This is a genomic window from Exiguobacterium sp. B2(2022) (assembly GCF_028823655.1).
In the GTDB taxonomy this organism is placed as follows: domain Bacteria; phylum Bacillota; class Bacilli; order Exiguobacteriales; family Exiguobacteriaceae; genus Exiguobacterium; species Exiguobacterium aestuarii_A.
The window spans coordinates 15,103-29,949 of sequence record NZ_JAPEHX010000005.1 but is presented as its reverse complement, the minus strand read 5'-3'; the positions used below and the strand labels follow the sequence as shown (position 1 = coordinate 29,949).

Genomic DNA, 14,847 nt, shown 5'->3' with positions numbered 1-14,847 from the left:
GGCTGCGGCTCTCTTTTCCTATGTATGAGGAGGAAGTTTGTATGGAACAATTGACAGTTCAAAAATTAGCGTCCTGGTTTGGGATCGACGTGGAAGACAATCGTCTTGTCGAACGCGTCGCCACAGATTCGAGAGATGAGAATGGGGCAGGACTATTTGTCCCGATCGTCGGTGCACGTGTTGATGGTCATGACTACATCGAAGCAGCGATTGAGAAAGGGGCCATCGTCACGTTTTGGGAAGAAGGTCGCCCTCAACCGGACAATGTGTTCGTCATCCCCGTCAAATCGACGATCGATGCCTTGCAAACGGCAGCGGCACGCTATTTAGAGGAAATCAATCCACTCGTGGTCGCCATTACCGGATCAAACGGAAAAACGTCTACGAAAGATATGATTGCCGTCGTACTTGAAGAAAAATTCAAGACGCACAAGACAGCTGGAAACTTCAACTCGGACGTTGGTTTACCGCTTACCGTCCTTCGCATGCCGCGCGACACGGAAGTGGCCGTGTTAGAGATGGGCATGAACGGATTCGGTCAAATCGAGCAATTGTCGAAACTTGCCAAACCGGACGTGGCATTTGTCACGAACATTGGGGAGTCACATGGTGAACAAGTCGGCGGACGCTCAGGTATCGCGAAAGCGAAGCTTGAGATCAAGGCTGGTCTGAAACCGGACGGACGATTGATCGTCGATGCGGACGAGCCGCTTCTTGCCGGTCAAGGCTATCGAGTTGGATACGATGAGACGGCGGACGGGAAAATCGAAGTGGTCGAGACAACGTTTGACGCATCCATCTTTAAATACAATGGTGACTTGTACGAGCTGAAGGTACTCGGTGCCCATCAAATCCGAAACGCGGCTTATGCGATTGCGTGTGGTCTCGAGTTCGGACTCGATCATACGATGATTCAACGCGGTCTTGACCGCATCAAATTGACGACGATGCGAATGGAGAAGCAGATGTTCGGTGAAGCGCATCTCATCAACGATGCATATAATGCGAGCCCGACATCGATGATTGCGGCGATCGAAACAGTCAAGTCGCTCGAAGGCTTCTCGAAGCGCGTGCTCGTCCTTGGAGATATGTATGAGCTCGGAGCGGATGAACAAGCCCAGCACACACAAGTGGGCGGCGTCGTGACATCTCCTGTGACGGATTGTATTCTCGTCGGTGAAAAGGCGAAATGGATTGCGGATGGGATTGAAGACACGCGTGTGAACGTCACATCTGTTCCGACCGTGGAGGAAGCGAAAGCGCTCCTTCATCGTTATCAACGACCGGATACTGTGGTATTGTTAAAGGCATCTCGAGGACTGGCGCTTGAGCGTCTCGTTCAATAAATAGAGTAGTGAGGTAGCAACATGTTAATTAGTTTAATCGTCTTAATCAGTGCATTATTAAGTGTATTAATCGTCATGCCGCGAGCTATTCCGGCATTGCGTCAGTTAAAATTTGGACAAGAGATTCGTGATGAAGGTCCAGGTTGGCACCAGAAGAAATCGGGAACACCGACGATGGGCGGAATTGTGATCTTGCTCGCCATCTTAGTCGGCTTCATCGTATCTGTCATCTTCGGGGAAGCGGTCGCCGGATTCGGGACACTTCTATTCGTGACGATGGCGTTCGGGGTAATCGGCTTTTTGGATGACTATATTAAAGTCGTCAATAAACGAAACCTTGGGTTGACTTCACTTCAGAAGTTGATTGGTCAAATTGTCGTATCCGTTCTGTTCGCCTGGTTCCTATCACTTGGTGGAGAGCTTGATACGTCGATTTCGATTCCATTCACATCGATTTCATTTGAGACGGGTTGGTTCTATATCGCCATCGTCATCTTCTGGCTCGTCGGCTTCTCAAATGCCGTCAACTTGACGGACGGCCTTGACGGTCTCGTCTCGTTCTCGGCGATTCCGACGTTCACGTTCTTTGGGATCTATGCGCTCGCACAAGATGAGCTTGGGATTGCATGGTTCGCATTTGCCGTCGTCGGCGCATTGATCGGGTTCCTCGTTTTCAATAAGTATCCGGCGAAGATTTTCATGGGCGATACGGGTTCACTCGCATTAGGTGGAGCCGTTGCAGGGCTGGCGCTCATGTTGAAACTTGAGTTGCTCCTCGTCTTCGTCGGGATCATCTTTGTCATCGAGACATTGAGCGTCATCTTGCAAGTTCTTTCATTCAAAACGACAGGGAAGCGCATCTTCAAAATGAGCCCGATTCATCACCACTTCGAAATGGTCGGTTGGTCGGAATGGCGAATCGTTCTTACTTTCGGTGGAATCAGTTTAATTACAGCAGGTTTATCATTACTACTCATGTAAAAGGGTGAGACAGATGGAAAAGCAATGGCACGGTAAAAAAGTTCTCGTCCTCGGCGCCGCTAAGAGCGGAATCGCAGCGGCGACGTATCTGCATCATGCGGGAGCGGATGTGACAATCAATACGGGAAATATCCCTCCCGAAGACGAGCAGGAAAAAATTCAGGCACTTGGGATTCAATCGGTATTTAATGAACATCCCCTCGCTTTGTTGAATGAGACAGAGTTGATTGTCAAAAATCCAGGGATCCCGTATCACATTCCGTTGCTTCAAGAAGCGATGTCCCGTGAGATTCCAATCTACACGGAAGTCGAGCTCGCCTACATGGCAACCGAGGCAGAATTCGTCGCAATCACAGGCTCGAACGGAAAGACGACGACAACGACACTCGTCTATGAGTTACTCAAAGGCGGAGAGCGCCCGGTTCATCTCGCGGGAAACATCGGATTCCCGGCCATCGAGGTCGCGACAAACGCGAAAGCGGGCGAATTGATTGTCATTGAACTGTCGAGCTTTCAGTTGATGGGGGTTGAGTCCTTCCATCCGCGTTCGGCAGCGTTGCTGAATCTATCAGAAGCCCATCTCGATTATCACGGCGACTTCGACTCCTATGCAGATGCAAAAGGAAACTTGTTCCGTCAGATGACACGTGACGACCAAATCGTCGTCAAAGTGACAGACGCTGAAGTGATGAAACGTGTCCCGGCTCATCTTGAACCGAATACGTTCAGCTTTGAGCGAGGAGATGCTTCCGTTGTGGACGGTTGGGTCACGGTACGCGGAGAGCGAATCATTCGTGTGAATGAATTGGCATTAGGTGGTGCCCATAACGTCGAGAACGTACTAGCGGCTCTTCTGTTGGTCGAACCGTTTGCACTTCCAAAAGCACACGTCGAGCGTGTATTACGAAACTTTGGCGGTGTCGCACATCGAACTGAAAGTTTAGGTGATGTTCTCGGACGTGCCGTCTACAATGATTCGAAGGCGACGAACAACGTTGCGGCGGAAGCGGCGCTACGAGGATTTGATGCTCCGATCGTATGGCTATGTGGAGGACTCGAACGTGGAGCGGACTTGTCTTCGCTCGCGCCAGCTCTCTCAAACGTAAAAGCTGTCGTCGCGTATGGTGAGACAAAAGAGCGTTTTAAAGAGCTTGGGGAATCCCGACAGATTCCATCTTTCACGGTCGAGACGTTAGCAGACGCCGTTCCACTCGCGTTTGAACAATCTGAGACGGGAGATGTCATTCTCTTATCTCCTGCTTGTGCGAGTTGGGACCAATTTAAGACGTTTGAAGAACGAGGCGAACAGTTCGTCCATCTCGTTCGCGCATATGAGGAGGCGAACTGATGAAAGTCATGATTTCTGGTGGAGGTACCGGCGGTCATATTTATCCGGCCCTCGCATTGATTGAGACGTTACAAAAACGTCACCCGAATTTACAGGTACAATACGTCGGAACGGAGAATGGGTTAGAAGCCGATCTCGTTCCTCGAGCAGGTGTCCCGTTCAAGTCGATTCAAATCGCTGGATTGAAACGGTCCCTCTCCCTCGAGAACTTAAAGACGGCGTATTGGTTCTTGAAAGCTGTCCGCTCTCTGAAAAAAGATATGGCAACATTCAAGCCGGATGTCGTCATCGGAACGGGCGGATTCGTCTCAGGACCGGTCGTCTATACGGCGCAACAACTCGGCATCCCGACCATTTTGCATGAACAAAACAGCATCCCAGGGTTAACGAATAAGTTTTTATCGAAAAAAGCGGATCGGGTCGCCCTTTCCTTTAAAGGGTCCGATGTTCATTTCCCTGGGGCAAACGTGCGCTTGATTGGAAACCCGCGTGGAAGTGAAGTGCTACAAACGAAAGTCGACGATGCAGCTGTACGAGAACAGTACAATCTCGATGAACGACCAATCGTACTGATTTACGGAGGGAGCCGTGGCGCCGAAGCAATCAACCGTGCCGTCACTGAGGCCATCCCGGCGCTTTCAGACTTACCGATCAACGTGCTCTACGTCACCGGGAAAGTGCATTACGAATCTGTATCGAAACAAGCCCCAACGTCTGAAAACGTACACGTTCATCCGTACGTCTATGACATGCCGGCCTTGCTCGCTTGTACGTCAATCGTCGTCTCGCGTGCAGGAGCTTCGACCATATCTGAATTGACCGCACTCGGCTTACCGAGCGTATTGATTCCGAGCCCTTACGTGACAGCAGACCATCAGACGAAGAACGCTTCTGCCCTTGTTGAAAACGGTGCAGCGTTACTCGTAAAAGAGGAGTCGTTGTCAGGAGAGACGCTCGTCGAAGCGATTCGCCAAGTGCTTGGCAAACAAAATGAGATGGCGAACGCATCCCGTGCCCTCGGATTCCCGGACGCGTCGGATGCATTAGCCGACTTAGTAGAAGAAGTCATTCGATAAAGGAGTAGAATCCGATGGAACCAAGCCAACAAACGGTACGCAGTCTAGAAGACCGTATTCCGTACATGAAAAAGCAGCGACGGAAAAAAGCGAACCGTCGGATGTTCTCCGTGCTTTCCTTGTTTGGAATTCTCATCCTACTCGTGGTCTATATGCAAACTTCGATGTCGAACGTGAAAGAAGTGAACGTATCTGGGCTATACTGGCTTGATGAATCTTACGTGTTTCAAGACATGGAGCTCGACACATCGACAAAATTTGTCAGTCTATCACCGAGCAAGATGAGTGACCAAATGGAAAAGTTGCCGGGTGTCAAACGGGTAGACATGGACCGATCTTGGTATAACGTGGTTCACGTCAATGTGACAGAAGAGAAGATGATTGCCTATGCTCGTGCGGAGACGGGAGATGTCGTCGTTTTAGCAGACGGCTCACTTCATCCGACCGGCACCATCACCGACCCTCAGAAGTTAAAAGATGGTCCACTGCTTAGAGAGTTCAATTCGGAAAAAGAACTCGAAAAGATTGCCAGTGAGTTGGAACAAGTCGATGACGCGACGCGAGCCCGTATGTCGGAAGTCATCTTGTCTAAACAAGAGGGAGAGCCGACACGTTACGAGATTTTTATGAATGACGGAAATACGCTTCTCACCCCGACGCTGAAGTTAAGTGAGACCGTTTCGAAATATGGAGAAATCTATGAAAACATTCCGAAAGGTCAGCAAGGAACAGTCGTCATGGATGGTGGTTTTTACTTTGTTCCATACAAGAAAACGAATGAATAATCAGTTATATTACAGCCCTTAGACACATAAGGGCTGTTTTTTTGTCTTTTGTAAACGAATTGATAACGCGAAACCGCTTAAATTGTAGGATTCTACCTTTTCTCACTATCTTATTTGTTGTAAACTTAGACGTGAGATATCTTGTCGAAACCAACAATTTTTTTGGATATCTGTCATATTTGTCATGTAATTTGTAAAGGAAAATTATAGAGCGGAGGTGTTTCCCTTTTGGAAGCGAATGGTTATGTGGCCGCATTAGATATTGGAACGTCAGAGATTAAGCTCGTCGTCGGTGAATTGCTCGGCGGAACGCTTAATATTTTGGCAGAAGGGTGTGCACCGTCTGCAGGGGTGAAACGTGGTGCTGTCGTAGACATCGATAAAACAGTCCAAGCGATCAAACAGGCCGTTGAACACGCGGAGACATCGTTAGGTGATCAAATTCGATCTGTATACGTTGCCATCGAAGGGGAACATATCCAAATTGCCCCATGTCATGGAATCGCATCCGTGAAGCGGGAAGATCAGGAAATTACAGATGCAGACGTGATGGAAGTCATCAATTCAGCACAAGTGATGCGATTACCGGATGAGATGAGTGTCATCGACGTAATCCCATCATCATTCACAGTGGATCAACAAACGGGTGTCGTCGATCCTCGTGGAATGCTTGGTTATCGACTTGAAATGCATGGAAAAATGGTTACTGGATCGAAGACAATTTTACATAGTATTCGTCGTTCGATTGAACGTGCCGGATTACACCTCGAAGGATTTATTTTAGGGAACCTCGCGCTCGGCATGAGTGCAGCTTCTGTAGATGAAATCGACCTCGGCATTGGTCTTGTCGATGTCGGGCACGAAAAGACGACGGTCTCGGTATTTTATCGTGGAGATCTCGTTTACTCGTATATCCTTCCAGTCGGTGGAGACCATATGACAAGAGACTTGGTCTATAAGCTAAATTGCAAATATCAAGACGCCAAAGTGGCGAAAGAAGAATACGGTCTCGCACTCGAAGAAATGGCCGATGGAACAGAAGGTTTCTCCTACACGAACATCAATGGGGAAGTGGCGTTCGAACCACAGTCAGAAATTAGCTATGTTTTAGAGGCGAGAATAGAGGAAATGTTTACCCTTATGTTGAATAAGGTTCAAAAAGTAGGTGTTCCGATGCTGAATGGCGGATATCTACTTTGTGGTGGAGCTGCTGCTCTACCAGGTATTCAAGAGTTAGCGACTCGTGTCATGGGTCAAAAGACGAGATTATATCAACCGTCGTCGATTGGCGTCAGACATCCAAAATACGCGACAGCAGTCGGTGTTTTGAAATATGTCTTAATGAGTGATCATCACGTTTCAAAATCTCAACTCGAAAAACCGGAAGTTCGCTACGAAACGCTTCACAATAAGCAGGAACCGACCGATACTCATGTTGGAGAGAACGAATACGAGACCGATCAAGAGTCGAAAAAAGGTTTTAGTCGTTTGATGGAAAAATTATTTGGCGTTTAAGCTGACGTTGTAATACAACTTGGAAAATAAGTAGGGGGATACCTGAATGATGTACTTTGATGAGGCGATTGACGCCGTAGCAAAAATTAAAGTAATTGGAGTCGGAGGCGGCGGTTCAAACGCCGTTAACCGTATGATTGAACACGGGGTACAAGGAGTTGAGTTCATCGCTGTCAACACAGATGCTCAAGCCTTGAATATGTCGAAAGCCGATGTGAAGCTTCAACTTGGTGCCAAATTGACACGTGGTCTCGGTGCTGGTGCGAATCCTGATATCGGTAAAAAAGCGGCAGAAGAAAGCCGCGAACAATTGATTGAAGCGCTTGATGGAGCGGATATGGTCTTCGTCACGGCTGGTATGGGTGGCGGAACAGGAACTGGAGCTGCACCGGTCATCGCTGAGATTTCAAAAGAAATCGGCGCGCTCACAGTCGGTGTCGTCACAAAACCATTCATGTTCGAAGGCCGGAAGCGCATGCAACACGCGCAACATGGGATTCAAGCGTTTAAGGAAAAAGTCGATACACTCATCGTCATTCCAAACGATAAGCTTCTTGAAATCGTAGAACGCAACACACCGATGATTGAAGCGTTCCGTGAAGCGGACAACGTCCTTCGTCAAGGTGTTCAAGGGATTACCGACTTGATCGCCATCCCTGGTCTCATCAACCTTGACTTCGCTGACGTGAAGACGATCATGACGGAAAAAGGATCTGCACTTATGGGTGTAGGTGTTGCTACAGGTGAAAACCGTGCCGTTGAAGCAGCGAAGAAAGCAATCTCTTCACCACTTCTCGAATCTTCAATCGAAGGAGCGAAAGGTGTCTTGATGAACATTACAGGTGGGCTCAGCCTTAGCTTGTATGAAGTGACAGAAGCAGCTCAAATCGTTCAAAGTGCCGCAGATGAAGAAGTGAACTTGATCTTCGGTTCAGTCATCAACGAAAACTTGAACGATGAAATCATCGTCACCGTGATTGCAACTGAATTTGCTGAGGAAACGCAAGGGACAAACCCGTTCCTTCAGCAGCCGAAAAAACAGCCAGAGGTTGAGAACAAGGAACCCCAACCAAAAGCAAATGAAGCGGCTCAACAAGACGAAGGGAACTTCCATCGCCCAGTGTATGGAGGAGACGTCCCAGACGAGACGATCAACATCCCTGCGTTCGTGAGACAACGCCGTAACTAAACAACAAGGGGGTGCCGTGACTCGGCATCCCTTTTTCTAAAAAAGGAGAAACCGATGCAACTGTTACATACATGGGAAACCGAAACGAATCGCTATCACGCTTACGTGACGACACGGACGAACGGACACAATGCCGGAAACGTCGGTCTTCATGTCGGCGATGATATTGAGGGAGTCATTCAAAATCGTCAATGGTTCTTTCAACAGGCGAATCTTTCGCTAGAAGACTCCGTTTGGGCCGACCAAGTGCACGGGACAACGGTCCAAAGCGTGGATTCAGCGGACAAGGGCAAAGGTGCATTTCGATATGACGAGGCGATTTCGCAAACAGACGGACTGATCACAAAAGAAGAAGCATTGCCGCTCGCTCTCGTCTTTGCAGATTGCGTACCTCTCTTTTTCTGTGCGAAAGACCATGGAGTCATCGGTGTCGCTCATGCGGGTTGGAAAGGGACCGTCGGCAATATCGTCACGTCCATGATCCAAGCGTTTGAAGAACAAGGCATCGATGCGACAGAAGTGGACATGCTCGTCGGTCCAGCGATTGCTGGGAATGAATATGAGGTCGATCGTCGAGTGCTAGATGCGGTTCAATCCGTTTCGCCGACTGCCTATCAAAAAGCCGTTCGACAGGAGTCAGGCGACCACGCCTTGTTGTCACTCCAAGCCGTCAATGAAGTGTTGGCAAACGAACATGACACGTCCGTCATGCAATCGAATTTATCGACTGGCGCAAGCACCCCGTTTTTCTCGTATCGAGACGGAGAAACGAAACGTCGATTTGCGGCAGTCATCGTCAAGGAGCGTAAATTGTGAGTATTTCAGATAACGTAAAACAAGTTCAATCCATCATGGCAGCTCACGTTCAAGATGTGGAGCCTACTTTGATTGCCGTCACGAAGTCGGTAGGCGTAGATGTGGCTAATGCTCTCTACGCAGAAGGGATTCGTGACTTCGGTGAAAATCGTCCAGATTCCTTACTTGAGAAAGTGAACGGCATGCCAGAAGACGCAAAGTTTCACTTCATCGGCACGTTACAGACACGTAAAGTGAGACAAATCATCGATCACGTGGCAGCTATTCACTCATTGGACCGTTTATCACTCGCTGCAGAGATCGATAAACGAGCGAGCGAGACGATCGATTGTTTCGTTCAAGTGAATACGTCAGGAGAAGATTCAAAACATGGTCTTGAAATAGAGGAAGTTATGCCTTTCATCGAGAACTGTAAACAGTATCCTCATATTCGAATCATCGGGTTGATGACGATGGCACCGTTCACGGAAGAAGAGTCAGTCCTTCGTGAGACGTTCGGTCGTTTACGTCGATTACGTGATGAAGTGACCGCAAAAGGGTTTGAACACGCCCCTTGCACGGAGCTATCGATGGGGATGTCAAACGATTATCCAATCGCGATTGAAGAAGGCGCATCGTTTGTTCGTATTGGTACCGTACTTGTGCAATAATATATCTTAAGGAGGAATCCGTTATGTCAATCAAAAACAAAATGAAAGATTTCTTTGGACTCGAGGAAGATCCGAACAGCACATACGAAGAAGAAGAGTTTGCCGTCGCAAACACATCAGCAACTTCTTCAACTGAAACAGCGGTCGTGAGACAAGAAGATCGCCCAAAATCAGCAAATAATCTCGTGGCATTGAATACGAAGAAGAAAGAACGCTCGAAAGTCGTATTGGCTGAACCACGTGTATTCGCTGAAGCGCAAGATATTAGCGATCAATTGAAAGAAAACCGTGCTGTCATCGTCAATCTTCAGCGCATGTCAAAAGAGCAATCACGTCAAGTCGTCAACTTCCTTTCTGGTGTCGTATATGCGCTAGAAGGATCGATGACTTCGATTGGACATAACACGATTCTGTGTACTCCGAACAATGTCGAATTGACTGGTTCAATCTCAAACTTGATTTCGGAGGATGAACTTCACAGTAAAGGGTGGTAACTGAATGGAAAACGTAATCCCTGCCTTAGGCAATACGTTAAGTACTTTGCTTGGTATTTATAGTTGGGTCCTGATTGGCTATATCTTATTATCATGGTTCCCGAACGCACGTGAATCCATGTTCGGACAAATTTTATCGTTTTTATGTGAACCATTTTTAGCACCGTTCCGACGGATTATCCCACCAATCGGTGGCATGCTCGATATCTCTCCAATCGTCGCATTGTTCGTGCTTCGGATGGCACAAGCCGGTATCGCTGCCATTTTCGGGTGATGTATGAGTGTTTATGATCACTACCGACCAACTGAACGGGCGTTCGTTGAACAAGTGTTGGATTGGGTACAACAAGTCGAGAACAGCTATGTATTGAAGTTGACGGACTTTTTAGACCCTCGCGAACAGCAAATCGTCAAACAGCTTGTCGGTAAACAGCTCGTCATTCACGACGATGGCGGGTTTGAAGGAGCTGAACGACGTCGGCTGATTTTGGCGCCAGAGTATTATGAGCTGAATACCGATGATTTTGAAATTGAGATTCGTCGCATCGAATATCCGACAAAATTTGTTGACCTGACACATCGGCAAGTGACTGGAACTTTACTCAACGCAGGGTTGAAGCGTCAAAAATTTGGCGACGTCGTCCTTGAAGAGGAGATTGTCCAGTTTGCTACGACTCGCGAAGCGGTCGGGTTCATCGAAATGAACTTGGAACGTGTCGGAAAAGCAAGAGTTCGCATTTCTTCTGTTGCGAAGGAAGACATTCTCGTCGTTCCGAAAACAGAGTGGGTCGAAGGTTTCGGCATCGTGTCCTCGTTACGATTTGATACGGTCGTGAGCGAGGTACTCAACATATCTCGTCAGAAAGCTCAGGCGCTCGTGAAACACGGTGACTGTAAAGTGAATCATAAAGTCATTGAAGATCCGAGCTTCTTGCTTGAACCAGATGATCTTTTATCCGTCCGTGGATACGGTCGTATTAAGATGATGGAGATTCTGGGTTCGACTAAACGTGAAAAGATTAAAATCCAGTATGGGACCATACGTTAAATTTTAGGAGGAAAGTCGAATGGCGTTGACACCGATTGATATTCATAATAAAGAATTCTCTTCCCGTTTTCGTGGGTACGACATCGATGAGGTCAATGAATTTTTAGATCAAATCATTAAAGAGTTTGAACTATTGATTCGTGAGAATCGACGGTATGAAGAACTTGTCAACGATATGCAAGCTCGCATTGACTACTTCTCCTCGATGGAAGATACATTGAACAAGTCAATCATCGTCGCGCAGGAAGCAGCGGAAGAAGTGAAGAACAACGCGCAAAAAGAAGCGAGCCTCATCTTGAAACAAGCGGAGCGTGAAGCGTACGCTCGTGAAGAAGAAGCGGCACGTAAAGAGCAACTTGCAGAACGTGAAGTCGTTCAAATGCTCAAAAAAGTCGAGTTGTATCGAACACGTTTCCGTGTCCTCGTCGACGCCCAAATGGAGCTTTTAAACAGCACCGAGTGGGAGACGATTGTCGGGGAGCCGCCTGTGCAGACGGTTCTTGACGATAGATCAGAACTTGCGTATAATGACCACGAAGTCACACAGAATGAAGAACAACATGGATAAATGATCAACACGTTGAGTAGGACGCGTCGATCGAGTCATACCTACGAAGCGACTTAGGGACGGTGAGAGCCTAAGAGAAAGACTCGAATCGGTATCCCCTATGAGTCGTCACGCTGAACCAGAGTAAGCGTGACCGCCTGACCTCGTTATCGGTTACCGAGAGCGGTCTCACGAACGTGAGACTAGTAGGGTGGTACCGCGAGTCAACCAACTCGTCCCTATCAGGGATGGGTTGGTTTTTTTTGTTTTCTAAAAAATGTTGATGGAGGAGTTTCGATGAACTACAAAGACACGCTATTAATGCCAAACACAGAATTCGCAATGCGTGGGAATTTACCAAAACGCGAACCAGCGATGCAAACAGAATGGGAAGACATGGACCTTTACAACAAGGTGCAAGAAAAAAATGCAGGGAAACCACAATACATCTTACATGATGGTCCTCCATATGCGAACGGCGACATCCACATGGGACATGCGATGAACAAAGTCTTAAAAGACATCATCGTCCGTTTCAAAGGGATGAACGGATACCAGTCTCCAATGATTCCAGGTTGGGATACGCACGGTCTTCCAATCGAGAACGCCCTTCAAAAAGCTGGCGTCAACCGTAAAGAAATGACGGTCGCTGAATTCCGTGAAAAGTGTGCAGAATATGCGATGGAACAAGTGAACTCACAACGTGAACAGTTCAAACGTCTCGGTCTTCTTGCAGACTTTGAAAATCCATATATCACGCTCCTTCCGGAATATGAGGCGGCACAAATCCGCTTGTTCGGAACGATGGCTGAAAAAGGATACATCTACAAAGGGAAGAAACCAGTCTACTGGTCGCCGTCTTCGGAGTCTGCACTCGCAGAAGCGGAAATTGAATATTACGATAAAAAATCACCAGCCATCTACGTGGCATTCCGCGTCGTAGACGGAAAAGACACATTGACGTCTGACGATCATTTCGTCATCTGGACGACGACGCCTTGGACAATCCCGGCGAACCTCGGAATCGCAGTGAGTGATGAATTGACGTACACGCGCATCGAACACGAAGGAAAAGGCTATATCGTCGCAGAGACGCTCGTTGAAGAAGTGACGACTGCGCTCGGCTGGACTGATTACACTGTGAGCGGTTCATGGAACGGTCGCGACTTTGAATATATGACGGCTCAACATCCGTTGTATGACCGCACATCACTCGTCATGCTCGGCGACCACGTCACAGCGGATGCGACTGGACTCGTCCATACAGCACCAGGGCACGGGGAAGATGACTATCGTGTCGGACAGGCTTACGGCTTGGATGTCCTTTGCCCGGTCGATGACCGTGGTTACATGACGGCAGAAGCGCCTGGTTTCGAAGGGTTGTTCTATGAAGATGCGAATAAACAAATCGGGATGAAACTTGAAGAGAACGGCTACTTGCTCAACTTGAAGTTCATCAAACACTCGTACCCGCATGACTGGCGTACGAAAAAACCGGTCATCTTCCGTGCGACACCGCAATGGTTCGCTTCCATCAAAGATTTCCGTGAAGATATGCTCCGTGAAATCGAAGAAGTGAACTGGGTTCCGGAATGGGGAATGACACGTCTTTACAACATGGTCCGTGACCGTGGAGATTGGGTCATCAGTCGTCAACGTGCATGGGGCGTGCCGATCCCAATCTTCTATGCAGAGGATGGAACGGAAATCATCACGAACGAGACGATCGACCACGTCGCAAACTTATTCCGTGAGCACGGCTCGAACGTCTGGTATGAGCGTGAAGCAAAAGACCTTCTTCCTGAAGGATTCACGCATCCGAACAGCCCGAACGGCGAATTCCGTAAAGAACTCGACATCATGGACGTCTGGTTCGATTCAGGTTCTTCACACGCTGGTGTATTAGAGGAACGTGAAAACCTACGTCGCCCGGCTGACCTTTATCTTGAAGGATCTGACCAATACCGCGGTTGGTTCAACTCGTCACTCTCAACAGCTGTTGCGACGACGGGCAAAGCGCCATACCGAAACGTCTTGAGCCACGGTTTCGTTCTTGACGGTGATGGACGTAAGATGTCGAAATCACTCGGTAACACGATTGCGCCAAACGACCTCGTGAAGCAATATGGTGCTGAAATCGTTCGTCTTTGGGTCGCGTCGGTCGACTATCAGTCTGATGTTCGCGCTTCACACGACAACTTTAAACAAGTGTCAGAAGTATACCGTAAGATGCGTAACACGATTCGTTTCCTTCTTGGAAACTTGAACGGATTTAATCCGTCGATGCGTGTCGCATTCAACGACATGCCAGAGGCAGATCGCTTCATGGCAACGAAACTGAAACAACTCCAAGCAAAAGTGGTCAAAGCGTATGACACGTTTGACTTCATGGCGGTGTATCATCTCGTTCATAACTTCTGCGTTAACGAGTTGTCATCGTTCTATCTCGACTTTACAAAAGATATCCTTTATATCGAGCGTGAAGACGATCTCCGCCGTCGTGCCGTTCAGACGGTCATGTACGATGCGGTCGTCCTTTTGACGAAGCTCTTGGCTCCAGTCCTTCCACACACTGCCGATGAGGCGTGGAAAGAGGTTCCTGGGAAGTCGGAAGCAAGCATCTTCTTGACGGATCTAGAAGAAGTGGATGCATTGACTGCTGACGAGCAAGCGTTGCTTGAGAAATGGTCGAAATTCCTCGTCTTCCGTGACGATGTCCTCAAAGCGATCGAAATCGCACGTGGCGAGAAATTGATCGGGAAACCGCTCGAGGCAAAATTGATTCTCGCACCGAAAGCAGAGACTGCCGCGTTATTGGAAACAATCGATAACGTCAGTCAGTTGCTTCAAGTATCACAAGTAGAATGGGCTGAGACGGCAGACGTCGATTATGCGACGACGAAAATCACAGTCAAGAAAGCAGATGGTGCCGCTTGTGCACGTTGTTGGACATACTCGACAGAGCTTGGACAAAACGAAGAGCATCCTGAGCTTTGCCCACGCTGTGCATCAGTAATCGGTTAAGACGAACCGGAGTGGCGTCCCCACTCCG

The 14,847-nt window shown here is 48.3% G+C and carries 14 protein-coding genes and 1 other annotated feature; all 14 genes read left to right on the top strand.

The features are described from left to right. The first annotated feature begins 41 nt into the window (after positions 1–41). Positions 42–1,346: a UDP-N-acetylmuramoyl-tripeptide--D-alanyl-D-alanine ligase gene (locus ON063_RS01795; protein ID WP_214745604.1), complete on the top strand. Its 1,305-nt coding sequence runs from the start codon at positions 42–44 to the stop codon at positions 1,344–1,346. 21 nt (positions 1,347–1,367) lie between these two features. Continuing rightward, complete coding sequence (mraY, locus tag ON063_RS01790) at positions 1,368–2,327, top strand: phospho-N-acetylmuramoyl-pentapeptide-transferase (protein ID WP_214745601.1); 960 nt, start codon at positions 1,368–1,370, stop codon at positions 2,325–2,327. 13 nt (positions 2,328–2,340) lie between these two features. Then, positions 2,341–3,675: a UDP-N-acetylmuramoyl-L-alanine--D-glutamate ligase gene (gene murD / locus ON063_RS01785; RefSeq protein ID WP_274664033.1), complete on the top strand. Its 1,335-nt coding sequence runs from the start codon at positions 2,341–2,343 to the stop codon at positions 3,673–3,675. Then, complete coding sequence (gene murG, locus ON063_RS01780; protein ID WP_274664032.1) at positions 3,675–4,751, top strand: undecaprenyldiphospho-muramoylpentapeptide beta-N-acetylglucosaminyltransferase; 1,077 nt, start codon at positions 3,675–3,677, stop codon at positions 4,749–4,751. The genes murD and murG overlap by 1 nt, the downstream gene beginning before the upstream one ends. Positions 4,752–4,765: 14 nt before the next feature. After that, positions 4,766–5,536 (top strand): cell division protein FtsQ/DivIB, encoded by a 771-nt coding sequence (locus ON063_RS01775; RefSeq protein WP_214691763.1) that lies wholly within the window; start codon positions 4,766–4,768, stop codon positions 5,534–5,536. A 228-nt stretch (positions 5,537–5,764) separates the two neighbouring features. Continuing rightward, positions 5,765–7,051: a cell division protein FtsA gene (gene ftsA, locus ON063_RS01770; protein ID WP_214691764.1), complete on the top strand. Its 1,287-nt coding sequence runs from the start codon at positions 5,765–5,767 to the stop codon at positions 7,049–7,051. A 46-nt stretch (positions 7,052–7,097) separates the two neighbouring features. Next, complete coding sequence (ftsZ, locus tag ON063_RS01765) at positions 7,098–8,240, top strand: cell division protein FtsZ (RefSeq protein ID WP_274664031.1); 1,143 nt, start codon at positions 7,098–7,100, stop codon at positions 8,238–8,240. Between the two features lie 54 nt (positions 8,241–8,294). Further along, positions 8,295–9,056 (top strand): peptidoglycan editing factor PgeF, encoded by a 762-nt coding sequence (pgeF, locus tag ON063_RS01760; protein ID WP_274664030.1) that lies wholly within the window; start codon positions 8,295–8,297, stop codon positions 9,054–9,056. Next, positions 9,053–9,706: a YggS family pyridoxal phosphate-dependent enzyme gene (locus ON063_RS01755; protein WP_274664029.1), complete on the top strand. Its 654-nt coding sequence runs from the start codon at positions 9,053–9,055 to the stop codon at positions 9,704–9,706. Before pgeF ends, ON063_RS01755 begins: the two co-directional genes overlap by 4 nt. A gap of 23 nt (positions 9,707–9,729) precedes the next feature. After that, positions 9,730–10,200 (top strand): cell division protein SepF, encoded by a 471-nt coding sequence (locus tag ON063_RS01750; RefSeq protein ID WP_214691768.1) that lies wholly within the window; start codon positions 9,730–9,732, stop codon positions 10,198–10,200. A gap of 4 nt (positions 10,201–10,204) precedes the next feature. Further along, positions 10,205–10,474 (top strand): YggT family protein, encoded by a 270-nt coding sequence (locus ON063_RS01745; protein ID WP_074034873.1) that lies wholly within the window; start codon positions 10,205–10,207, stop codon positions 10,472–10,474. A gap of 3 nt (positions 10,475–10,477) precedes the next feature. Continuing rightward, the gene (locus tag ON063_RS01740; RefSeq protein ID WP_274664028.1) at positions 10,478–11,248 is read left to right on the top strand and encodes a YlmH family RNA-binding protein; all 771 of its coding nucleotides are present in this window, start codon (positions 10,478–10,480) and stop codon (positions 11,246–11,248) included. A gap of 19 nt (positions 11,249–11,267) precedes the next feature. Beyond that, positions 11,268–11,816 carry a DivIVA domain-containing protein gene (locus tag ON063_RS01735; RefSeq protein WP_074034869.1) on the top strand — a complete coding sequence of 183 codons (549 nt, stop codon included), beginning with the start codon at positions 11,268–11,270 and terminating at the stop codon, positions 11,814–11,816. A gap of 3 nt (positions 11,817–11,819) precedes the next feature. Beyond that, positions 11,820–12,039: a binding site (T-box leader), on the top strand. A 53-nt stretch (positions 12,040–12,092) separates the two neighbouring features. Beyond that, a complete protein-coding gene (gene ileS, locus ON063_RS01730; RefSeq protein WP_274664027.1) occupies positions 12,093–14,819 on the top strand; it encodes an isoleucine--tRNA ligase in 2,727 nt (908 codons plus the stop codon). The last annotated feature ends 28 nt before the right edge of the window (positions 14,820–14,847 follow it).